Raw genomic sequence first — 21687 nt, 5'->3', positions numbered from 1 at the left:
GTAAATCTCCATTCATTCAATGAAGGGAAATTATGATGAAAAAAGTACTGTATGGCATTTTTGCCATAACCGCGCTTGCGGCGACATCTGTCTCGGCAGCCCCCGTTCAGGTGGGTGAAGCGGCAGGGTCGGCAGCGACGTCGGTATCGGCGGGAAGCTCCTCCGCTACCAGCGTTAGCACCGTAAGTTCGGCGGTGGGCGTCGCGTTAGCGGCAACCGGCGGCGGCGATGGTTCCAATACCGGGACCACGACCACCACGACCACCAGTACCCAGTAGTATCGGTACGTTTAACCATAACCACACTCCGGTGTGGTTATTTTGCCCCTCTGGAGAAGCGTCGTGAAGCGACTCACACTTATCCTGATTTGCCTGCTATTACAGGCGTGTTCGGCCACCACTAAAGGCCTGGGCGATTCACTGTGGGACAGTTTGTTCGGTACGCCAGGCGTACAGCTAACGGATGACGATATTCAAAACATGCCGTATGCCAGCCAGTACATGCAGCTTAACGGCGGTCCTCAACTGTTTGTGGTGCTCGCTTTCTCGGAAAACGGGCAGCAGAAATGGGTGACGCAGGATGGCGCGACGATCGTGACGCAGGATGGCCGTCTGGTCAAAACGCTGCTCAGCGGCGACAACCTGATCGATGTGAATAATCTGGCGGCCGACCCGCTGGCGAAACCAGGACAGATTATCGATGGCGCGACCTGGACTCGCACCCTGGGCTGGACCGAACATCGCCAGGTGCGTTACGCCACCGCCCGTTCCGTTTTTACATGGCGAGGGACCGATAGCGTTAGCGTCGGCAGTGAAGAGACCGCCGTGCGGGTGCTGGATGAAGAAGTGACGACCGATCAAACGCGCTGGCGTAATCGCTACTGGATTGATAGCGAAGGCCAAATTCGCCAGACGGAACAGTATCTGGGCGCGAATTACTTTCCGGTGAAAACCACGCTGATTAAGGCGGCAAAATCATGATGAAAAGGATGATAAGCGCGCTGGCGCTGGCCTTTATCGCGTCATCCGCCTTTGCCAGCGGCACTGTTACCGTTTTTACCCAAGGTAATAGCGAGCCTAAAACGCTGACAGACGCTGCGCGTCTGCTCGATTTAGTCGGACAGCCGCGCCTGGCAACGAGCTGGTGGCCTGCGGCGGTGATAGGCGAAGAACAGGCGACCGTGACGGCGCGTCAACAGCAGCAGGAACTTCTCGGGCGACTGGCGGCGCTCAGCGCTGAGGAAGATGGCGATGCGGCGGCGGCGATAAACACACTGCGCCGACAGATTCAGGCGGTGAAGGTGACGGGCAGACAATTCGTGAATCTTGATCCTGACGTGGTGCGGGTGAGCGAACGAGGTAACCCGCCGCTGCAAGGTCACTACACGCTCTGGGTCGGGCCGCAACCCACGCAGGTGACGCTCTTTGGCTTGATTAGCCAGCCGGGCAGCCAGCCGTTCGTCCCTGGGCGGGACGTCGCCAGTTATCTTGAGGGTCAGCGCTTACTCAGCGGCGCGGATCGTAGCTATGCCTGGGTGGTTTACCCTGATGGACGCAGCCAAAAAGCGCCGGTGGCTTACTGGAATAAACGTCATATCGAGCCGATGCCCGGCAGCATTATTTTTGTCGGTTTTGCCGATTCCCTTTGGCGCGGCACGCCGAAGGCGATAAATGCCGACATTCTTCATACCCTGACGCAGCGGATACCGGAATAATGAAAAAAACACATCTGCTCAGCGTGCTGGCGCTGGGTATTAGCGCGGCCTGCCATGCCGAAACATATCCAGCCCCTGTTGGGCCTTCACAATCTGACTTTGGCGGCGTGGGCCTGCTGCAAACGCCGACAGCGCGTATGGCGCGTGAAGGGGAGATGAGCCTGAACTATCGTGATAACGATCAGTACCGCTACTACTCGGCTTCGGTTCAGCTTTTCCCGTGGCTGGAAACCACGTTGCGCTATACCGATGTCCGTACGAAAAAGTACAGCAGCGTGGAATCATTCTCCGGCGACCAGACTTACAAAGATAAAGCGTTTGATGTGAAACTGCGGTTGTGGGAAGAGAGTTACTGGATGCCGCAGGTGGCGGTTGGCGCGCGCGATATCGGCGGGACGGGGCTGTTTGATGCGGAATATATTGTAGCGAGTAAGGCCTGGGGGCCGTTTGATTTTTCATTAGGTCTCGGCTGGGGCTATCTTGGCACCAGCGGCAATGTGTCTAATCCTTTCTGTTCGTATAGTGATAAATTCTGTTCGCGTGATAACAGCTATAAAGAGGCAGGTTCCGTCGACGGTAGCGATATGTTTCACGGCCCGGCCTCACTGTTTGGCGGCGTGGAATATCAGACCCCGTGGCAACCGCTACGCCTGAAGCTGGAGTATGAAGGCAATAACTATCAGCAGGATTTTGCGGGTAAACTGGAGCAGAAGAGCAAGTTTAACGTCGGCGCCATTTACCGCGTCACCGATTGGGCCGACGTTAACCTCAGCTACGAGCGCGGCAACACCTTTATGTTTGGCGTTACGCTGCGCACCAATTTCAACGATTTACGTCCCGCGTATCATGACAATTCACGCCCGCAATACCGACCACAGCCGCAGGATGCCATCCTGCAACATTCGGTAGTGGCTAATCAATTAACGTTATTGAAATATAATGCCGGTCTGGCGGACCCGAAAATCCAGGTCAAAGGCGATACGCTATACGTTACCGGTGAACAGGTGAAGTACCGCGACTCCCGTGAAGGGATCGTGCGCGCTAACCGGATCGTCATGAACGATCTGCCGGAGGGGATCCGCACGATCCGCGTGACGGAAAACCGCCTTAATCTGCCGCAGGTCACCACTGAAACCGATGTCGCCAGCCTGAAACGCCATCTGGAAGGCGAACCGCTGGGACATGAAACCCCGCTGGTGCAAAAACGCGTGGAGCCGATCGTGCCAGAGAGTACTGAACAGGGCTGGTATATCGACAAGTCGCGCATTGATTTTCATCTTGATCCCGTGCTGAATCAGTCGGTAGGCGGCCCGGAAAACTTCTATATGTATCAGTTGGGCGTAATGGGAACTGCGGATCTGTGGGTCACGGATCATCTGCTCACCACGGGCAGCGTGTTTGCCAATATCGCCAACAACTACGACAAATTTAACTACACTAATCCGCCGAAGGACTCGCATCTGCCGCGGGTGCGTACGCATGTCCGTGAGTATGTGCAGAACGATGTTTATGTGAATAACCTACAGGCCAACTACTTCCAGTATTTTGGCAATGGTTTCTATGGGCAGGCCTATGGCGGTTATCTGGAGACCATGTTTGGCGGTGCCGGGGCGGAAGTCCTGTATCGCCCGGTAGACAGCAATTGGGCGTTTGGCCTGGATGCCAACTACGTGAAACAGCGTGACTGGCGTAGCGCGCAGGATATGATGAAGTTTACCGATTACAGCGTGAAGACCGGACATTTGACCGCATACTGGACGCCGTCGTTCGCCCAGGATGTGCTGGTGAAAGCCAGCGTTGGTCAGTATCTGGCGGGCGATAAAGGCGGTACGCTGGAGATCGCCAAACGCTTCGATAGCGGCGTCGTTGTCGGCGGTTACGCGACGATTACCGATGCGTCGCCGGATGAATATGGGGAAGGGGATTTTACCAAAGGCGTATATGTTTCCGTGCCGCTGGATCTCTTCTCGTCCGGCCCAACCCGAAGTCGTGCGGCAATTGGCTGGACGCCGCTGACGCGTGATGGTGGTCAACAGCTTGGCCGTAAGTTTGGCCTGTATGATATGACCAGTGACAGGAACGTAAATTTCCGTTAATACTCAGGCCGGATAAGGCGTTCACGGCGCTATCCGGCAAATTATCTTATTGAACAAAATATAAACACAAATAAAAAATATAGATGCCCGTCACATTTGTGCGTTATACAGAAACCTCGCCGCAGAGAAAGAGGGGGCTGTTATGATGCCATTATCGCGCTCACGTCTTGAGTTTATCGCCACGATTTTACAAAACGTACTAAATTTGGGGCTGCTTACCCTCGGTCTGATCCTGGTCGTTTTTCTCGGTAAAGAAACGGTGCATCTGGCGGATGCATTATTCGTGCCTGAGCAAGCCAGCAAATATGAACTGGTGGAAGGGCTGGTGATCTACTTTCTTTATTTCGAATTTATTGCGCTGATTGTGAAGTACTTTAAGTCTGGCCTTCACTTTCCGCTGCGCTATTTCGTGTACATTGGGATCACGGCGATTGTGCGCCTGATCATTGTCGATTATAAAACGCCAATGGATGTATTACTCTATTCGGCGGCGATCCTCCTGTTGGTTATCACGTTGTGGTTATGTAATTCGAACCGACTACGGCGAGAATAGGCGTCGCCACACCGTAACGGACGTATGGCGTGGCAATAAATTAGCTGCTGTCTATAACGCATAAAAAAAGCGCTCCGAAGAGCGCCAAAATACGACCATAAGTGGGGATAACATAAGTTGAGGGCAGTGGCATTGCCCGTTGCCGGGCAGGTACTTCGATAAAACTTAACCTTTCACACCCCCTGCCGTCAGGCCGTTGACCAGCCAACGTTGCGCCAACAGGAACACCAGAGTGATAGGAATAGCGGAAAGGACGGCGGCGGCGGCAAAGTCGCCCCACAAATAGTTTTGCGGGTTGAGATATTGCTGCATACCCACGGCCAGCGTATAGCTGTCCACATCGCGCAGTAACAACGAGGCGACCGGAACTTCGGTAATCGCCGCGATGAACGACAGAATAAACACCACCGCCAGAATCGGTACGGAAAGCGGCAGCAGCACCAGGCGAAATGCCTGCCACGGGGTTGCGCCATCCAGCGCGGCGGCCTCTTCCAGCGAGCTGTCGATAGTTTCGAAGTAGCCTTTAATCGTCCAGACATGCAGCGCGATGCCGCCAAGATAGGCGAAGATCACGCCGCCATGCGTATTCAGACCGATAAATGGAATGTATTGTCCCAGGCGGTCAAATAACGCATACAGCGCCACCAGAGACAAAACCGCCGGAAACATCTGGAAAATCAGCATCCCTTTGAGCAGTGTTGCTTTACCTGGAAAACGCATTCGTGCGAAAGCGTAGGCGCAGGTGGTGGAGAGCGCCACGATGCCGATGGCGGTAATACCGGCGATTTTCACCGAGTTCCACAGCCACAGCAGGACCGGGAAGGGAGGCGGCGTTACCCGACCATCCGCATGTTCCACGCTGAAACCCAGCGCCAGCCGCCAGTGTTCCCAGGAGATTTTATCCGGGATCAGGCTTCCGGTGGCGAAGTTCCCTTCACGTAGCGAGATAGCGATGACCATCAGCAGCGGGAACATAATCGCCGCGATGAAAATCAGCAGCCCCAGGTGCGTGATGAAGAGACGCAGTTTCTGAGATTTGGGTTGGACCATAGCCATTGTTATTATCTCCCTTAATCAAACTTCATACGCGTGGCTTTCAGGTTCACTATTGCCAGCGCGCCTACCAGCAGGAAGATCAGCGTGGCAATGGCCGCCGCCAGACCGAAGTCCTGACCGCCGCCGCCTTCAAAGGCGATACGGTAGGTGTAGCTGACGAGCAGATCGGTATAACCGGCAGGCGTGGTGGTGCCGAGACGGTCTGGCCCGCCGTTGGTCAACAGTTGAATCAGGACAAAGTTATTAAAGTTAAAGGCGAAGCTGGCGATCATCAGCGGCGTTAGCGGCTTAATCAGCAGCGGTAAGGTGATCTTAAAGAAATTCTGAAACGGACCGGCGCCGTCCATTGCGGAGGCTTCGTACAGGTCATCCGGAATCGCTTTCAGCAGCCCCATACACAGGATCATCATGTAGGGATAGCCCAGCCAGGTATTCACGATAATCACCATTGCCCGCGCGGTGTTGGGGTCGCTGAACCAGGCAGGTTTAATGCCAAACAGCGCGCTCAGCATCATATTGATTTCACCAAAGCTTTGGTTGAATAACCCTTTGAAAATCAAAATTGAAATAAACGACGGTACGGCGTAGGGCAGAATCAGCAGGACGCGGTAGATAGCTTTACCTTTCAGCGCTTCCCACTGTACGAGGCAGGCCAATACCATCCCAACCGCCACGGTTAACACCACAGTGAGGACCGAAAAGACCACGGTCCAGACGAAGATAGCGAAAAAGGGCTTCTGGATCCCTTCGTCGGTAAAGACGCGCGTAAAGTTTTTCGCACCGATAGTAACGGTATAACCAGGACTGAGTTTTTCATCACCCCAGCTTCCGTCGGCGTTGATCGACTGATAATAACCGCTATCGTTATTTGGCCGGTATTTTACGCCGCTCTGGTTATTGGTCAGCAGGCCGTCATCAGCCAGTGTGTACAGCGGACGGGTACCGGAAAACTGACGCAGCGAGCTCATAATCACTTTACTTTCATCCGGCAGGACGGCGGTTATCTGGTTCAACGCCAGACGGTTCTGGGTGATTATCCGCAGATTGGCGCGTTCGCCGCCCGGCAGGGCATCGGTCTCTTTCAGCTGTAATTTTTGTTCGCCGCCGAAGGAAAATGCGTCAGACAGGTAATGTTTGCCCGTTTCTCCGTCGGTGAGGGCCAGTTGCCACTCGTCGCCGGTCGGGTAAAGACCGAAGTTATAGGTTTTTCCTGCCTGATAAGAACGGTCCATCAGCACTTGCTGGGCGCGTTCAAAGGTGAGCTGGTTGGTGCTGCTGTAGTTAGTAAAGGCGATGGCGATGGTGCACACCAGGGGGAATAGCACAAACAGCCCCATGCCGGCGAGGCCAGGGTAAACGTAGCGCCAGGCATAGGTTTTACGATTTGCGAAAATATACAGGCCAGCAGAGCTTAAAATCAGCGTCATGATGGCGAACAGATACTCCCCTTGTACGTACATTAAAACTACAAGGTAACCCACCAGCAGGCCCAGCAGACCAATTACTGACCATTTAAGCTGGTCGCTTTGCCACCAGTGTTTCTTTTTAATGACATCCATGGGGGATTTCCTCTACAGCGTTGAAACTTCCTGGCCGGAGATGTGCCTGATGGCGCTGCGCTTATCAGGCCTACGGTGTGTTGTAGGCCGGATAAGGCATTTATGCCGCCATCCGGCACAGGCTCGCGGCATTACTTGGTGATACGGCTTTGTGCATCTTTCAGCGCGGCATCCACGGTTTGACGGCCGCTGGCGGCGTTGATCACAGCCGTACGTACCGCATACCAGAAGGCGGACATCTGCGGAATATTCGGCATGATCTCGCCTTTCTGGGCGTTATCCATGGTGGCGGCGATACGGGGGTCTTTCGCTAACTGCTCCTGGAAAGATTTCAGCGCCACGGCGCCCAGCGGTTTATCTTTGTTCACCGCTTCCAGACCCTGATCGGTCAGCAGGTAGTTTTCGAGGAACTCTTTCGCCAGCTCTTTATTCGGGCTGGCAGCGTTAATCCCCGCGCTCAGCACGCCGACGAACGGTTTCGAGGGTTTGCCTTTGAAGGTCGGCAGCAGGGTGACACCGTAGTTGACTTTGCTCTTGTCGATGTTCGACCATGCCCACGGACCGTTGATGGTCATTGCCGTTTCGCCTTTATTGAAGGCCGCTTCGGCGATGGAGTAATCGGTATCGGCGCTCATATTTTTGTTTTTGATCATATCGATCAGGAAAGTCAGGCCCGCTTTCGCGCCGGCGTTGTCGACGCCAACGTCTTTCACGTCATACTTGCCGTTTTCAAATTTGAACGCGTAACCGCCGTCAGCGGCGATCAACGGCCAGGTGAAATACGGTTCTTGCAGGTTGAACATTATCGCCGACTTCCCTTTCGCTTTTAGCTCCTTATCCAGCGCCGGGATCTCTTCCCAGGTTTTCGGCGGGTTCGGGACGAGGTCTTTGTTATAAATCAGGGAGAGGGCTTCAACGGCGATGGGGTAGGCGATCAGCTTGCCGTTATAACGTACCGCATCCCAGGTGAACGGATAGAGTTTGTCCTGAAACGCTTTATCCGGAGTGACCTCCGCCAGCAGACCAGACTGCGCGTAGCCGCCAAAACGGTCGTGCGCCCAGAAGATAATGTCAGGACCGTCGCCGGTGGCTGCCACCTGCGGGAATTTCTCTTCCAGCTTATCCGGGTGCTCAACGGTCACTTTAATACCGGTGTCTTGCTCAAATTTTTTACCGACCTCGGCCAGACCGTTATAGCCCTTGTCGCCGTTGATCCAGATAACCAGTTTACCTTCTTCAATTTTGGCGAGAGCCGGGGCGGAAATCATCATCGTCGTAAGTGCGGATAATGCGAGGATGCCTACGCCAGTTTTAATCTTCATATCTCCCATCCTTTTTGGTGATGTACACAGAGGTGGTTTAACGGTCTCTAGTTTCTTTATACGACAACCTCTTTCCATCCTCCCCGCCCCTACGCCCCACCCCGGCTTTATGTGATCTGTGTTACATAAATGTGAGTAATGCGTGCTGGCGCACATAAAAACACGCCGATTTTTGCGGGCGGCATCACGAAATTCCTTTTCTGTCCGCGCCCGTGGTCTCAGGCGCTGTGTCCTCATCCTCCCGCCTCCTCCCCCATAAAAAAGCCGGGGGGTGGAGGATTTACCCCAGTCAGGGATCGCGCATAGTCAGGCCATCATGAATGTTGCTGTCAATGACAGGTTGTAACGAAGGGAGAAGGGCATGGCGAGCGTACAGCTACGAAATGTAACGAAAGCCTGGGGTGACGTGGTGGTATCGAAAGATATTAACCTCGATATCCATGACGGGGAGTTCGTGGTGTTTGTGGGACCGTCAGGCTGTGGTAAATCGACCTTGCTGCGTATGATCGCCGGGCTTGAAACCATCACCAGTGGCGACCTGTTTATCGGGGAAACCCGTATGAATGATATCCCGCCTGCCGAGCGCGGCGTGGGCATGGTATTCCAGTCTTATGCGCTCTATCCCCATCTCTCCGTTGCAGAAAACATGTCTTTCGGCCTCAAGCTGGCGGGCGCCAAAAAAGAGGTAATGAATCAACGCGTCAACCAGGTGGCGGAAGTGTTGCAACTGGCGCATCTGCTGGAACGTAAGCCAAAAGCGCTTTCCGGCGGGCAGCGTCAGCGCGTAGCGATTGGCCGCACGCTGGTGGCGGAGCCGCGTGTGTTTTTGCTGGATGAACCACTTTCTAACCTGGACGCCGCGCTACGCGTGCAGATGCGCATTGAAATTTCTCGCCTGCATAAACGTCTGGGCCGCACGATGATTTACGTCACCCACGATCAGGTCGAGGCGATGACCCTGGCCGACAAAATCGTGGTGCTGGACGCCGGTCGCGTCGCGCAGGTCGGTAAGCCGCTGGAGCTGTACCACTATCCGGCGGACCGCTTTGTCGCGGGCTTCATCGGCTCGCCGAAGATGAACTTCCTGCCGGTGAAAGTGACCGCCACCGCGATTGAACAAGTCCAGGTCGAACTGCCGAATCGCCAGCAAATCTGGCTGCCGGTCGAAAGTCGCGGCGTGCAGGTCGGCGCCAATATGTCTTTAGGCATTCGGCCGGAACACCTGCTGCCGAGCGATATCGCCGATGTCACCCTGGAAGGTGAAGTCCAGGTGGTCGAGCAGTTAGGGCACGAAACACAAATTCATATCCAGATCCCCGCCATCCGTCAAAACTTGGTTTATCGCCAGAATGACGTGGTGCTGGTAGAAGAGGGCGCCACATTCGCTATCGGCCTGCCGCCAGAGCGCTGTCATCTGTTCCGCGAGGATGGCAGCGCATGTCGTCGTCTGCATCAAGAGCCGGGTGTTTAAGGCCTCCATAAAAAAACGAAACGCAAAACCATTCGCAGTTTTAGAAGGTGGCAGCGTTTAAAGAAAAGCAATGATCTCAGGAGATAGAATGATGATTACTCTGCGCAAACTCCCACTGGCGGTTGCTGTCGCAGCGGGCGTAATGTCCGCTCAGGCAATGGCTGTCGATTTCCACGGTTACGCCCGTTCCGGTATTGGCTGGACGGGAAGCGGCGGCGAACAACAGTGTTTCCAGGCAACAGGTGCCCAAAGTAAATACCGTCTCGGTAACGAATGTGAAACCTATGCGGAACTGAAACTGGGCCAGGAAGTGTGGAAAGAGGGCGATAAGAGCTTCTATTTCGACACCAACGTCGCCTATTCGGTTAACCAGCAGAACGACTGGGAATCGACCGATCCCGCCTTCCGCGAAGCGAACGTGCAGGGTAAAAACCTGATTGAATGGCTGCCGGGCTCTACCATCTGGGCCGGTAAGCGCTTCTATCAGCGTCATGACGTACACATGATCGACTTCTACTACTGGGATATTTCAGGTCCTGGCGCAGGTATCGAAAATATCGATCTGGGCTTCGGTAAGCTTTCACTGGCGGCGACCCGGTCTACTGAAGCGGGCGGCTCTTACACCTTCAGCAGCCAGAATATTTATGATGAAGTGAAAGATACCGCTAACGACGTCTTTGACGTACGTCTGGCTGGTCTGCAAACGAACCCGGACGGCGTACTGGAGCTGGGCGTTGATTACGGCCGCGCCAATACGACCGATGGTTATAAGCTGGCTGATGGGGCATCGAAAGACGGCTGGATGTTCACCGCCGAACACACGCAAAGCATGTTGAAAGGCTATAACAAGTTTGTCGTGCAATATGCCACCGATGCCATGACCACGCAGGGTAAAGGCCAGGCGCGCGGTTCCGACGGTTCTTCATCTTTCACTGAAGAATTGCCTGATGGAACCAAAATTAATTATGCCAATAAGGTCATCAATAATAATGGCAATATGTGGCGTATTTTGGATCATGGCGCCATCTCGCTTGGTGATAAATGGGATTTGATGTACGTCGGTATGTACCAGAATATCGATTGGGATAATAACCTGGGTACTGAGTGGTGGACCGTGGGCGTACGTCCAATGTACAAGTGGACGCCAATCATGAGTACCCTGCTGGAAGTCGGCTACGACAACGTGAAATCTCAGCAGACCGGCGATCGTAACAATCAATATAAAATCACCCTGGCGCAACAGTGGCAGGCGGGCGACAGCATCTGGTCGCGTCCGGCTATCCGTATTTTCGCCACCTACGCGAAATGGGATGAGAAATGGGGCTATATCAAAGACGGCGATAACATTTCCCGTTATGCCGCAGCGACTAACTCCGGCATTTCCACCAACAGCCGTGGCGATAGCGATGAGTGGACCTTCGGCGCCCAGATGGAAATCTGGTGGTAATACGATGGTCATCTGACGTAACGAGGGGCGCAAGCCCCTCTGAAACATCAGGTCTGATGATGCTTGTAAGCCGAATAAGGCGCCAGCCGCCATTCGGCGATATGTTTGGGTTGGCGCGCTATTGCCTGGCTACCGCTGAACCCGCCTTATTGAGGTGAGAATAATGAAAATGAAGAAAAGTCTCGTCGCCCTCTGTTTAACCGCAGGGCTGTTCGCCAGCGTGCCGGGTATCAGCCTGGCGGAAGTGAACTATGTACCGCAAAATACCAGCGCCGCGCCCGCTATTCCTGCTGCTGCGCTACAGCAATTAACCTGGACGCCTGTAGATCAGTCAAAAACGCAGTCTACCCAACTGGCGACGGGTGGCCAGCGCCTTGACGTCGCCGGCATTACCGGCCCGGTCGCCGCTTATAGCGTTCCGGCGAATATCGGCGAGCTGACATTAACTCTGACCAGCGAGGTCAATAAGCAAGCCAGCGTTTTTGCGCCAAACGTGTTGATTCTTGACCAAAATATGACACCTTCGGCGTTCTTCCCCAGCAGTTACTTTACTTATCAGCAGCCGGGCGTCATGAGCGCAGACCGGCTGGAAGGCGTGATGCGCCTGACGCCTGCGTTGGGGCAGCAGAAACTCTATGTTCTGGTGTTTACGACCGAAAAAGATCTTCAGCAAACCACTACGCTGCTCGATCCGGCAAAAGCCTATGCCAAAGGCGTCGGTAACTCTATCCCGGATATTCCCGATCCAGTTGCTCGCCATACCACTGACGGCGTGGTGAAACTGAAGGTGAAAACCAACAGCAGCTCCAGCGTATTGGTCGGGCCGTTGTTTGGCTCGTCCGGTACCGGGCCGGTAACGGTAGGCAATACCGCCGCGCCGGTCGCTGCGCCAGCGCCAGTCGCGCCGAAGAAAAGCGAGCCGATGTTGAACGATACGGAAAGCTACTTTAATAAAGCGATTAAGGATGCCGTAGCGAAAGGCGACGTCGATAAAGCGCTGAAACTGCTTGATGAGGCCGAACGTCTGGGATCGACATCTGCCCGTTCCACCTTTATCAGCAGTGTAAAAGGCAAGGGGTAATTATTTCCCCACAGTGCTGATTTTGCAGCAACTGGTGCGTCTCCTGGCGCACCTTTTTTTGTCATTTCATGCGAATTGTTATTTTTTTGTTGCGCAACAGATCACTTAATTGTGATTGCGCCCCCCGTAATGTCTTTTCTGAGATACAATGACTTTAGGTTATGAATCGGAGAGTAAGGCATGTCACACCCTGCGTTAACGCGACTGCGTGCGCTGCGCTATTTTGATGCGATTCCTGCGCTTGAACCCCATTTGCTGGACTGGCTGTTGCTGGAAGATTCTATGACTAAACGTTTTGAGCAGCAGGGAAAGCGGGTAAGCGTGACGCTGATTCGGGAAGCGTTTGTCGGCCAAAGTGAGGTCGAGGAAGCATCAGGTTTACTGCCATCCGAATCCCGCTACTGGTTACGTGAGATACTGCTTTGCGCTGACGGCGAGCCCTGGCTTGCCGGACGTACCGTGGTACCGGAATCCACGCTGTGCGGACCTGAACAGGTCTTACAACATCTGGGTAAAACCCCGCTTGGACGTTATCTATTTACATCATCGACACTGACCCGCGATTTTATTGAAATTGGACGCGATGCAACGCTGTGGGGGCGCCGCTCTCGACTGCGGTTGAGCGGAAAACCGCTGTTGCTTACCGAGCTTTTTTTACCTGCATCGCCGCTGTACTGAGAGGAAGATAAAGATGGAGTGGAGTCTGACGCAGAGTAAGCTGCTGGCGTTTCACCGTTTGATGCGTACAGATAAGCCTATTGGCGCGTTGCTGCTGCTCTGGCCGACGCTTTGGGCGCTATGGGTGGCGACGCCGGGTATGCCTCAGCTGTGGATTTTGGCAGTTTTTGTCGCTGGCGTGTGGTTAATGCGCGCGGCGGGCTGCGTGGTGAATGATTATGCCGATCGTAAATTTGACGGACATGTAAAACGTACGGTCAACCGACCTTTACCCAGCGGCGCCGTGACAGAGAAAGAAGCGCGCAACCTGTTTGTGGTGCTGGTGCTGCTGGCGTTTCTGTTGGTGCTGACGCTGAACGCCATGACGATTCTGCTTTCCGTGGCGGCGCTGGCGTTGGCCTGGGTTTATCCCTTTATGAAACGCTATACCCACCTGCCGCAGGTCGTGCTGGGGGCCGCTTTCGGCTGGTCAATCCCCATGGCGTTCGCCGCGGTGAGCGAATCCCTGCCGTTGAGCTGCTGGCTAATGTTCCTCGCCAATATTCTCTGGGCAGTGGCTTACGATACGCAATATGCGATGGTCGACAGAGATGATGATATCAAGATAGGCATTAAATCGACGGCGATCTTGTTTGGTCGTTATGACACATTGATTATCGGGATTCTGCAGCTTGGCGTCATGGCGTTAATGGCGCTGATCGGCTGGTTGAATGGTCTGGGATGGGGATATTACTGGGCTGTGCTGGTGGCGGGCGCGCTGTTTGTCTACCAGCAAAAACTGATTGCGAACCGTGAGCGTGAAGCCTGCTTTAAAGCCTTTATGAACAATAACTACGTTGGCCTGGTGCTATTTTTAGGGCTGGCGATGAGTTACTGGCACTTCTGATGTCATGCCGGGCGGACCCGGCCTACAAAGCCAAAATTTTCAATACGTCATATCAGTTGCCCGATAAGCTTACGCCATCGGGCATTTCAGGCACTGGCTTACTCGCCCTGCGTCGCGCTTTCAATCGTCAGACGGACATCAGAGGTAATCAGATCGGCAAGCATCTGATATATCTTCATCGTTTCTGCCGGTTCGGCATCGCCCGTATCACTGATATAACCCTCATCCCGTAGCGTCAACACGAGTGAACTGAACACCGCTTTGTCGAAAAACTCCGGCGCGTTAATACCGTGCAGGACAGACAGACGTTGCGCCACGGTACGGCTTTCTTTCTCCAGCGTACTGCGGTTGATGGACGGATTGGCGCTCAACAGCCAGAACGTAATGGCATAACGCTGTAGCGTTTCACGCGCGCCTGCCGCCAGCAGTTGCAGCGTACGGGAATGCGTCGGGTTGATATGCAGTTCATCATCCTGCAGGGTAATTAGCCCCTGACGCTGCATTTCACTGGCCAGCGCGTCAATGACCGAGGCTAACTCCTCGCGCTCCCAGCGCAGGAACAGCTCCGCTTTTAACATCGGATAGAGCGCTTCAACATGCTGCTGCAACGCATCACGCGAAATGCGACGATGCTGGGTGATAATCGCCGCCATCAGCGAAGGCATAATCAACATATGCGCGATATTATTACGATAATAGGTCATCAACACCGCCTGCTCGCGCGGCAGAATGATGATATCGCCAATGGTGTCTTTCTCGACCTCAAACTTATTCATCTGCAGCGCGTGAGCGATGAGCTCGCCAGCGCTGGCGGCAGGAACGGTTGAGTCTGTGGAATAAGGGACATTGCGCATCAGATCGAGATAGCAATCAAGCTGCTCGGTGAGCTGCTCGCGGGTGAGCGAGCGCTGACGCGACGCTAACAGCGCGGTACAACACAGGTTCATCGCGTTTGCCGCGCCAGCGTTGTTAATACGCACCATCAGATCGGCGGCGATACTATTTACCGTCGGCGTCAGCCAGGCTGGGCGTATGGCCTCTATAGGGTCGATAGATTCGCGCCACTCCGGCACATGCTGGTTCAGGTACGTCATGAGCGGCATCGGTTCGCCAAAGTTAACGTAGCCCTGACCCAGATTGCGCAGCTTGCTCAAGCCTTTCAGCATCTGCGGCAGACTCTCTTTCTCTTTTGTCGCGCCGCGCAGCTCTTTCGCATAGGTGCCCACTTCCATGACGTGCTCATAGCCGATGTAAATAGGCACTAACGTAATTGGACGGGTACCGCCGCGCAGCATCGCCTGGATAGTCATCGACAGGGTGCCGGTTTTCGGATCTAACAAACGTCCGGTACGCGAACGTCCTCCTTCGACAAAATACTCAACCGAGTAACCGCGGCTGAACAGCTCGCCCAGGTATTCGCGAAAGACGGTGGAATAGAGTTTATTCCCCTTAAAGGTGCGACGAATAAAGAACGCGCCCAGACGACGGAAAATCGGGCCAGCGGGCCAGAAATTAAGGTTAATACCGGCGGCAATGTGCGGCGGAACCAGCCCCTGATGGTACAGCACATAAGAAAGGAGCAAATAGTCCATATGGCTGCGGTGACAGGGCACATAGACGATTTCATGCCCGTCGTGCGCCAGTTGGCGTACGCGCTCGGCGTTATGCACGTTAATCCCCTGGTACAGTCGGTTCCAGGTAAACCCCAAAATCCTGTCGGTCAAACGAATCATCTCGTAAGAGAAGTTCGCCGCGATCTCTTCCATCAGCGCAATGGCGTTTTGCTGCGCTTTTTCATGAGAGATTTTTTTACTGCGCGCTTCGTCTTCTACCGCGCGGGCGATCGCTTTCGAGGCCAGCAGTTTGTTAAACAGATCCTGACGGGCGGGCAGGCGTGGGCCAACCGCCGCCAGGCGCTGGCGGGCAAAGTGCATACGCGCCACGCGAGCCAGCTTCTGCGCGATGATTTTATCGGTGCCGTGTTCATCAGCCATGCGACGCAATGAGACGGACGGCGAGAATCGGACAAAGCTATCGCGACCCAGCCAGGAGATGGCAAAGAATTTCTGTACGCCGTTCAGCATACGTAAAGGCGGGTTATCTTCTCCCTTTTCACGACCCGGCGCGCGGCCAAACATCACGGAAACGGGCACCATCTGCACGTCCAAAGCCGGATTACTCCGATGCAGATCGAGATAATCGTGAAAAAGTTTCACCGACTCTTCTTTTGGCGTGTAATAGGTAAAGACACGCGGTCCGCCGTGAATAAATACATAGCGTGGCAGCAGCGCGCCGTCGATCTCCAGCGGCTCCAGCGGATCCGGGAGATCGTGCGCCAGACATTGCGCCCGCAGCGTCAGTAAGTCCGCTTTTGAGTTGTATGGCAAGACATACATAATGGGGCGAGAAGTATCGAGCCCCAATTCCTGGGCGGGTTCCGCCGGAATAGACTTGCTTTTTACCAGTATGCTTAATGGTAAATTCAGTAATTTGTAGTAAATTCGTGGCCAGCCGGACATAAACGATGTAAAGCCTCTGGTTAATAATGCAAATGCGGTGCAAGGATATCAGAAAGTTTAGCGAATTTCTGTTGTATCCCGTCATACTTCGCGCTGCGTTACGGCAGTCCGAATCGTGCAGGGCAACCGTATAATGTCATTGACGTTAATAATGTAAAAAGGTTCTTTTGATGGCCAATAATACCACTGGATTCACCAGAATTATCAAAGCGGCAGGATATTCCTGGAAAGGATTTCGCGCCGCATGGACTCACGAAGCGGCGTTTCGCCAGGAAAGTATCGCGGTATTGCTGGGCGTCATCATCGCCTGCTGGCTGGATGTGGATGCGATTACCCGTGTGTTATTGATAGGTTCCGTTTTACTTATCATGATTGTTGAAATCCTCAACAGCGCTATTGAAGCGGTCGTGGACCGCATCGGTTCTGAATACCATGAGCTTTCCGGCCGTGCGAAAGATATGGGATCGGCTGCGGTGCTACTGTCTATTTTCGTTGCCCTGATGACCTGGGGCATCCTGTTATGGTCACATTTTCGATAAAGGTTCCAAATTTTATAAATCTCTTGTTTTTTGCGCCGTTTGTGGTTCCAAAATCACCTTTAACTGTATATACTCACAGCATGACTGTATATACACCCAGGGGGCGGAATGAAAGCGTTAACGGCCAGGCAACAAGAGGTGTTTGATCTCATCCGGGATCACATCAGCCAGACAGGTATGCCACCGACGCGTGCGGAAATCGCGCAGCGTTTGGGGTTCCGTTCCCCAAACGCGGCGGAAGAACATCTTAAAGCGCTGGCGCGCAAAGGGGTGCTTGAAATCGTTTCCGGTGCATCGCGAGGTATCCGTCTGTTACAGGAAGAAGAGGACGGATTACCGCTTGTTGGGCGTGTCGCGGCGGGTGAACCGCTTCTGGCGCAGCAGCATATTGAAGGCCATTACCAGGTCGATCCTTCACTGTTCAAACCCAGCGCCGATTTCCTGCTGCGCGTGAGCGGTATGTCGATGAAAGACATCGGTATTATGGATGGGGATTTGCTGGCGGTACATAAAACGCAGGACGTCCGTAATGGCCAGGTGGTTGTCGCTCGCATTGACGATGAAGTGACAGTAAAACGCCTGAAAAAGCAGGGCAATAAAGTGGAGCTGCTGCCGGAAAACAGCGAGTTTACACCGATAGTGGTGGATCTGCGCGAACAAAGCTTTACGATTGAAGGGCTGGCGGTAGGCGTCATTCGCAACGGGGAATGGTTGTAGTCTCTTTTTAATCTCCTTGTAAGCCGTCATCCGGCAATCGTGCAGCCTGATGGCGCTGCGCTTATCAGGCCTACGGGAATGCAGTTCCTGAGATGATTAATTTGTAGGCCGGATAAGGCGTTACGTCGCCATCCGGCAATGCGCTCGTTTCCTTTAACTCCTTGTCAGGCTTTTCTCCATGCCGCTTTTTACCTCCTCTGATAAAGCTCTCTGGCGTCTCGCGCTGCCGATGATTTTTTCTAACATCACCGTCCCCTTGCTGGGGCTGGTCGATACGGCGGTGATTGGTCATCTGGATAGCCCGGTTTTCCTGGGCGGCGTGGCGGTGGGCGCGACTGCCACCAGCTTTCTTTTCATGCTGCTGCTATTTCTACGTATGAGCACCACCGGCCTAACGGCGCAGGCATTTGGCGCCAAAAATCCGCAGGCGTTAGCCCGGGCGCTCATTCAACCGTTATTGCTGGCGCTGGGCGCAGGCGTGATGATTGTGCTATTTCGCACGCCGCTTATCGAGCTGGCTTTACATATTGTCGGCGGGAACGACGCTGTCCTGGTGCAAGCGAGACGCTTCCTTGAAATTCGTTGGCTAAGCGCTCCCGCGTCACTGGCGAATCTGGTGCTGCTCGGTTGGCTGTTAGGCGTTCAGTATGCGCGGGCGCCGGTTATCTTGTTGGTCGTGGGCAATATCCTCAACATCGCGCTCGACCTGTGGCTGGTGATGGGGCTTCATATGAACGTGCAGGGCGCCGCCCTGGCGACGGTCATCGCAGAATATGCCACGTTACTGATCGGCCTCATGATGGTACGTAAAGTTCTCCATCTCCGCGGTGTGTCGCTGGATATGCTAAAACAGGCCTGGCGCGGCAACGTGCGCCGCCTTTTAGCGCTCAATCGCGATATCATGCTGCGCTCATTGCTCCTTCAGCTTTGTTTTGGCGCAATCACGGTGTCAGGCGCGCGGCTGGGCAGCGATATTATCGCGGTAAATGCAGTCCTGATGACCTTACTCACCTTTACGGCCTATGCGCTGGACGGTTTTGCTTATGCGGTGGAGGCGCACTCCGGTCAGGCTTACGGCGCGCGTGACGGTAGCAAGCTACTGGACGTCTGGCGAGCGGCGTGTCGTCAGTCAGGAATTGTGGCCTTGTTGTTTTCCACAGTCTATGCCCTGGCAGGCGAACATATTGTCGCGTTACTGACCTCATTGCCGCAAATACAGCTACTGGCGGATCGGTATCTTATCTGGCAGGTGGTATTACCGCTGGTGGGCGTATGGTGCTATCTGCTCGACGGTATGTTTATTGGCGCGACGCGCGCCGCCGAAATGCGCAATAGCATGGCAGTCGCCGCGGGAGGATTTGCGCTGACGCTCTTCGCCCTGCCGGTATTAGGAAATCATGGTTTATGGCTGGCATTAACCGTGTTCCTGGCGCTTCGCGGTCTGTCGTTGAGCCTTATCTGGCGTCGTCACTGGCGCGAGGGTACATGGTTTGCCAGATCGTGACGGTTAAAAATTCTGAATATAAAACCGAAGGCCGAATTCCTGCCTACAATTATTATCACGTCCAGCAGAAATTGCAGTGCATTTGGGCGAATAACACCTGCTATTCCTAACCGAATGATGAGGACAAGATGATGAATAAAGACGAAGCCGGCGGTAACTGGAAACAGTTTAAAGGTAAAATGAAAGAACAATGGGGCAAACTGACCGATGACGATATGACCGTTATCGAAGGTAAACGCGACCAACTGGTAGGTAAAATCCAGGAGCGTTACGGTTACCAGAAAGATCAGGCGGAAAAAGAGGTTGTTGACTGGGAAACCCGTAACAACTATCGCTGGTAATATGTTTTCCCCTACCAGGAGTACATGGATGTGCTTCCCCCTGTTTGCTTATGAATGCGGGCGTGCCCCTCTCTACTGCCGCCCGTTTTTCCGTTCAGGCTAACGCGGTTTTTTCTTCACCAGCACCGAGTGATCGTGACCACAGTCGCCCGGATGGCGACACGCTTCCACTTCTACGCACGCAGGGCACAGACCGTGCGCCTCAATAACGTTATGTCGTAGCGCAAATCCCATTTTAGCCGCCAGCGTATGCATGATGTCTTCCACGCCCTCGGCACACTCTTCCTTCACCACGCCGCAACGATCGCAGATAAACATGGCCGAGCTGTGCGTTGGCTGGTCGAACAGGTGGCAAACCACATAACTATTGGTGGATTCCACTTTATGGACAAAACCCTGTTCGAGCAAAAAATCCAGCGCGCGGTAAATGGTGGGCGGTTTGGCCTGTGGTTCCGTTTCGCGCAGCAAATCGAGCAAATCGTATGCGCTGATGGCACCCTGTTGCAGACTCATCAGGCGCAGCACTTCGAGGCGCTGAGGCGTCAGGCGCACGTTGCGCTGCGCGCAGAGTTTTTCAGCTTGCGCCAGTAACTCTTGCGTTGTGGTCTTTTCCATGTAGCACCTCGAATGGCATGAAAGTCTAATCCGTTACTTTACCACGAGCTGCTTAAAACTCTGAAATTACCCCGCGACAAGATATCGCCTGCTAAGCTTTTCCGCGCCAGTATTCTCATCTATACCTAATGAGGGTCGATATTATAACAACAGGATTTAACATCACTATTTCACAGCAATAGTTCGCCTCTGTCCGGTAAAGCGTGGCGGAGGGATTACTTCACCTGATAATAAGATGGGCTAACTGTGAACAAAAACGTCAAACTTTCACTGATTGCTATCGCGGTCTCGCTTTTTATGGCAAAGCAGGCGAGCGCCGCCAATACCTGGACGGAAGCGCGTAATGACGCAATGGGCGGGACGGGCGTCGCGTCCGCGAATTATGGCAGCGGAGTACTGTTAAATCCGGCGTTACTGGCAAAAGCCAAACCGGAAGACAATATCACTGTTGTCCTTCCTGCGGTCGGCGTCCAGATTACGGATAAAGACAATCTCCAGGATGAAATTGACGATATCAGCGATAAAGTGGATTACTACGATGAGGTCGTCGATAACCTTACGCTGGGGCAAATTCTGCTCAATCCGCGAGGCGTGCTGAGTCAATTTCAGGGCGCCGCGCGCGACCTGGCCGATGAGCTGGAATATCTCAACGGAAAAACCGCCCGCGCCAATGCCGGCGCCGGGTTGGCGGTAAGTATTCCAGGGCAAACGCTTTCCGTGGCGTTTATTGCCAAAGGTTATGCGCATGGGCGCGTGAGTTCGTCCATTGATCAGAACGATATTCAGTATCTGCGCGATATCCAGCATGATGAACGTGTTGCGCTTCGTGAAGCAGGACGCGCTGCTTTACTGGGGTCTGACGAAATTACAAAGCATTTAAACTCTACCGCGTCGGGGCGGGTAGCGATTGTATCTGACTACGGTATTGCGCTGGCGAAGCAGTTTGTGGTGGGCGAGGTGCCTGTTTCCATTGGCGTTACGCCAAAACTGCAAAAAACCTGGCTCTATAACTACACCACCTCAATTTATAACTACGACAGTAGCGACTGGAATAGCAGCCGCTATCGCAATGACGATACGGGTTTTAACATTGATGCGGGGCTTGCTGCCGATATCGGTGAAAACTGGACGCTGGGGCTGAGCGGGCAAAATCTGGTATCTCGCGATATCGATACGAAAGATATTTACATCACTAATGGTATGACGGGAGAAACCACCAACTACAAAGATACATACCAAATCCGCCCCCTGGTTACCGCGGGCGTCGCATGGCATAACGATTTGCTGACCGTAAGCGCCGATGGCGATCTGACGGAAACGAAAGGCTTTAAGAGTGAAGACAATTCACAGTACGTTGGCGTCGGCGCTGAAGTTCGACCATTGTCATGGCTGGCGGTGCGCGCAGGGTATCGTGCGGATGTGAAAAATAACGATAGCAATGTGGTTACCGGCGGTCTTGGCTTTGCGCCCTTTAACCGTGTGCATTTCGATTTAATGGGACTGTACGGCGAAGATGAAACCTGGGGGGCAGGCGCGCAGCTTACAATGACATTCTGAGGTGCTTTCACCGGAGGCGCTACGCCTCCGGT

Annotated in this window: 21 protein-coding genes and 1 pseudogene; 17 read left to right on the top strand and 5 right to left on the bottom strand. The window is 53.8% G+C overall.

The features are described from left to right. Positions 1-35 precede the first annotated feature (35 nt). The 5 genes from yjbE (at position 36) to psiE (ending at position 4363) form a co-directional block, all read left to right on the top strand. Positions 36-278, top strand: coding sequence for an exopolysaccharide production protein YjbE (gene yjbE / locus ACLJQJ_RS20610; protein WP_001541297.1), 243 nt, complete (start codon positions 36-38; stop codon positions 276-278). 63 nt (positions 279-341) lie between these two features. Further along, positions 342-980 (top strand): YjbF family lipoprotein, encoded by a 639-nt coding sequence (locus ACLJQJ_RS20605; RefSeq protein WP_063808958.1) that lies wholly within the window; start codon positions 342-344, stop codon positions 978-980. Further along, on the top strand, positions 977-1714 hold the full coding sequence (locus ACLJQJ_RS20600; protein ID WP_063808957.1) for a capsule biosynthesis GfcC family protein: 738 nt from the start codon (positions 977-979) through the stop codon (positions 1712-1714). The genes ACLJQJ_RS20605 and ACLJQJ_RS20600 overlap by 4 nt, the downstream gene beginning before the upstream one ends. Beyond that, positions 1714-3810 (top strand): YjbH domain-containing protein, encoded by a 2097-nt coding sequence (locus tag ACLJQJ_RS20595; RefSeq protein ID WP_063808956.1) that lies wholly within the window; start codon positions 1714-1716, stop codon positions 3808-3810. Before ACLJQJ_RS20600 ends, ACLJQJ_RS20595 begins: the two co-directional genes overlap by 1 nt. A gap of 142 nt (positions 3811-3952) precedes the next feature. Beyond that, positions 3953-4363 carry a phosphate-starvation-inducible protein PsiE gene (gene psiE / locus ACLJQJ_RS20590; RefSeq protein ID WP_063808955.1) on the top strand — a complete coding sequence of 137 codons (411 nt, stop codon included), beginning with the start codon at positions 3953-3955 and terminating at the stop codon, positions 4361-4363. 165 nt (positions 4364-4528) lie between these two features. Here the strand turns inward: psiE and malG are convergent, their stop codons facing one another. Next, entirely contained in the window at positions 4529-5419 is an 891-nt protein-coding gene (gene malG / locus ACLJQJ_RS20585; protein WP_001252081.1) for a maltose ABC transporter permease MalG, read from the bottom strand. 14 nt (positions 5420-5433) lie between these two features. Continuing rightward, positions 5434-6978 carry a maltose ABC transporter permease MalF gene (gene malF, locus ACLJQJ_RS20580; protein WP_000382573.1) on the bottom strand — a complete coding sequence of 515 codons (1545 nt, stop codon included), beginning with the start codon at positions 6976-6978 and terminating at the stop codon, positions 5434-5436. A gap of 42 nt (positions 6979-7020) precedes the next feature. Between malF and ACLJQJ_RS20575 the strand changes: the two are divergent. Then, a pseudogene (locus tag ACLJQJ_RS20575) lies at positions 7021-7161 on the top strand (hypothetical protein); the annotation flags it as partial. Here the strand turns inward: ACLJQJ_RS20575 and malE are convergent. After that, the gene (gene malE, locus ACLJQJ_RS20570; protein WP_000695415.1) at positions 7110-8300 is read right to left on the bottom strand and encodes a maltose/maltodextrin ABC transporter substrate-binding protein MalE; all 1191 of its coding nucleotides are present in this window, start codon (positions 8298-8300) and stop codon (positions 7110-7112) included. The pseudogene ACLJQJ_RS20575 and the gene malE overlap by 52 nt on opposite strands. A 361-nt stretch (positions 8301-8661) precedes the next feature. Here malE and malK point away from each other — a divergent pair, with 361 nt between their 5' ends. The 5 genes from malK to ubiA all read left to right on the top strand — a co-directional run bounded on the left by malK (position 8662) and on the right by ubiA (position 13863). Next, on the top strand, positions 8662-9771 hold the full coding sequence (gene malK / locus ACLJQJ_RS20565) for a maltose/maltodextrin ABC transporter ATP-binding protein MalK (protein WP_000179176.1): 1110 nt from the start codon (positions 8662-8664) through the stop codon (positions 9769-9771). Positions 9772-9859: 88 nt separating this feature from the next. After that, complete coding sequence (locus ACLJQJ_RS20560; protein WP_000973644.1) at positions 9860-11218, top strand: maltoporin; 1359 nt, start codon at positions 9860-9862, stop codon at positions 11216-11218. Between the two features lie 163 nt (positions 11219-11381). Then, positions 11382-12299: a maltose operon protein MalM gene (gene malM / locus ACLJQJ_RS20555; protein ID WP_000782497.1), complete on the top strand. Its 918-nt coding sequence runs from the start codon at positions 11382-11384 to the stop codon at positions 12297-12299. Between the two features lie 180 nt (positions 12300-12479). Then, entirely contained in the window at positions 12480-12977 is a 498-nt protein-coding gene (gene ubiC, locus ACLJQJ_RS20550; RefSeq protein ID WP_000019230.1) for a chorismate lyase, read from the top strand. Positions 12978-12990: 13 nt separating this feature from the next. Continuing rightward, a complete protein-coding gene (gene ubiA, locus ACLJQJ_RS20545) occupies positions 12991-13863 on the top strand; it encodes a 4-hydroxybenzoate octaprenyltransferase (protein ID WP_000455249.1) in 873 nt (290 codons plus the stop codon). Between the two features lie 98 nt (positions 13864-13961). Here ubiA and plsB read toward each other — a convergent pair whose 3' ends face one another. After that, a complete protein-coding gene (gene plsB, locus ACLJQJ_RS20540; protein WP_000017360.1) occupies positions 13962-16382 on the bottom strand; it encodes a glycerol-3-phosphate 1-O-acyltransferase PlsB in 2421 nt (806 codons plus the stop codon). A gap of 170 nt (positions 16383-16552) precedes the next feature. Here plsB and ACLJQJ_RS20535 point away from each other — a divergent pair, with 170 nt between their 5' ends. The 5 genes from ACLJQJ_RS20535 to ACLJQJ_RS20515 all read left to right on the top strand — a co-directional run bounded on the left by ACLJQJ_RS20535 (position 16553) and on the right by ACLJQJ_RS20515 (position 19483). Then, positions 16553-16921 (top strand): diacylglycerol kinase, encoded by a 369-nt coding sequence (locus ACLJQJ_RS20535; protein WP_000002900.1) that lies wholly within the window; start codon positions 16553-16555, stop codon positions 16919-16921. Between the two features lie 108 nt (positions 16922-17029). Next, positions 17030-17638, top strand: coding sequence for a transcriptional repressor LexA (gene lexA / locus ACLJQJ_RS20530; RefSeq protein WP_000646079.1), 609 nt, complete (start codon positions 17030-17032; stop codon positions 17636-17638). Between the two features lie 178 nt (positions 17639-17816). Next, a complete protein-coding gene (gene dinF / locus ACLJQJ_RS20525) occupies positions 17817-19142 on the top strand; it encodes an MATE family efflux transporter DinF (RefSeq protein ID WP_001128113.1) in 1326 nt (441 codons plus the stop codon). Next, positions 19139-19252: a hypothetical protein gene (locus ACLJQJ_RS20520; protein ID WP_001575282.1), complete on the top strand. Its 114-nt coding sequence runs from the start codon at positions 19139-19141 to the stop codon at positions 19250-19252. The genes dinF and ACLJQJ_RS20520 overlap by 4 nt, the downstream gene beginning before the upstream one ends. A 21-nt stretch (positions 19253-19273) precedes the next feature. Beyond that, positions 19274-19483, top strand: a complete 210-nt coding sequence (locus ACLJQJ_RS20515; protein ID WP_001030592.1) for a CsbD family protein — start codon at positions 19274-19276, stop codon at positions 19481-19483. 99 nt (positions 19484-19582) lie between these two features. Here the strand turns inward: ACLJQJ_RS20515 and zur are convergent, their stop codons facing one another. Further along, positions 19583-20098 (bottom strand): zinc uptake transcriptional repressor Zur, encoded by a 516-nt coding sequence (gene zur, locus ACLJQJ_RS20510; RefSeq protein WP_000416271.1) that lies wholly within the window; start codon positions 20096-20098, stop codon positions 19583-19585. 246 nt (positions 20099-20344) lie between these two features. On the opposite strand from zur, the gene ACLJQJ_RS20505 reads away from it, so the two are divergent. Further along, positions 20345-21655, top strand: coding sequence for a conjugal transfer protein TraF (locus ACLJQJ_RS20505; RefSeq protein ID WP_039589972.1), 1311 nt, complete (start codon positions 20345-20347; stop codon positions 21653-21655). Positions 21656-21687 lie beyond the last annotated feature (32 nt).

The organism is Salmonella sp. SAL04202 (genome assembly GCF_046550775.1).
Classification (GTDB): Bacteria; Pseudomonadota; Gammaproteobacteria; order Enterobacterales; family Enterobacteriaceae; genus Salmonella; species Salmonella enterica.
The sequence above is the reverse complement of the archived record's forward strand: the minus strand, read 5'-3'. Positions and strand labels throughout refer to the sequence as shown.

Coding starts and splice junctions, on each gene's coding strand:
- ACLJQJ_RS20515 (WP_001030592.1), top strand. CDS start 19,274: ATGAATAAAGACGAAGCCGGCGGTAACTGGAAACAGTTTAAAGGTAAA.
- malE (WP_000695415.1), bottom strand. CDS start 8,300: ATGAAGATTAAAACTGGCGTAGGCATCCTCGCATTATCCGCACTTACG.
- malG (WP_001252081.1), bottom strand. CDS start 5,419: ATGGCTATGGTCCAACCCAAATCTCAGAAACTGCGTCTCTTCATCACG.
- ACLJQJ_RS20600 (WP_063808957.1), top strand. CDS start 977: ATGATGAAAAGGATGATAAGCGCGCTGGCGCTGGCCTTTATCGCGTCA.
- plsB (WP_000017360.1), bottom strand. CDS start 16,382: ATGTCCGGCTGGCCACGAATTTACTACAAATTACTGAATTTACCATTA.
- malK (WP_000179176.1), top strand. CDS start 8,662: ATGGCGAGCGTACAGCTACGAAATGTAACGAAAGCCTGGGGTGACGTG.
- ubiA (WP_000455249.1), top strand. CDS start 12,991: ATGGAGTGGAGTCTGACGCAGAGTAAGCTGCTGGCGTTTCACCGTTTG.
- zur (WP_000416271.1), bottom strand. CDS start 20,098: ATGGAAAAGACCACAACGCAAGAGTTACTGGCGCAAGCTGAAAAACTC.
- ACLJQJ_RS20595 (WP_063808956.1), top strand. CDS start 1,714: ATGAAAAAAACACATCTGCTCAGCGTGCTGGCGCTGGGTATTAGCGCG.
- ubiC (WP_000019230.1), top strand. CDS start 12,480: ATGTCACACCCTGCGTTAACGCGACTGCGTGCGCTGCGCTATTTTGAT.
- ACLJQJ_RS20560 (WP_000973644.1), top strand. CDS start 9,860: ATGATGATTACTCTGCGCAAACTCCCACTGGCGGTTGCTGTCGCAGCG.
- ACLJQJ_RS20535 (WP_000002900.1), top strand. CDS start 16,553: ATGGCCAATAATACCACTGGATTCACCAGAATTATCAAAGCGGCAGGA.
- dinF (WP_001128113.1), top strand. CDS start 17,817: ATGCCGCTTTTTACCTCCTCTGATAAAGCTCTCTGGCGTCTCGCGCTG.
- yjbE (WP_001541297.1), top strand. CDS start 36: ATGAAAAAAGTACTGTATGGCATTTTTGCCATAACCGCGCTTGCGGCG.
- malM (WP_000782497.1), top strand. CDS start 11,382: ATGAAAATGAAGAAAAGTCTCGTCGCCCTCTGTTTAACCGCAGGGCTG.
- psiE (WP_063808955.1), top strand. CDS start 3,953: ATGATGCCATTATCGCGCTCACGTCTTGAGTTTATCGCCACGATTTTA.
- lexA (WP_000646079.1), top strand. CDS start 17,030: ATGAAAGCGTTAACGGCCAGGCAACAAGAGGTGTTTGATCTCATCCGG.
- malF (WP_000382573.1), bottom strand. CDS start 6,978: ATGGATGTCATTAAAAAGAAACACTGGTGGCAAAGCGACCAGCTTAAA.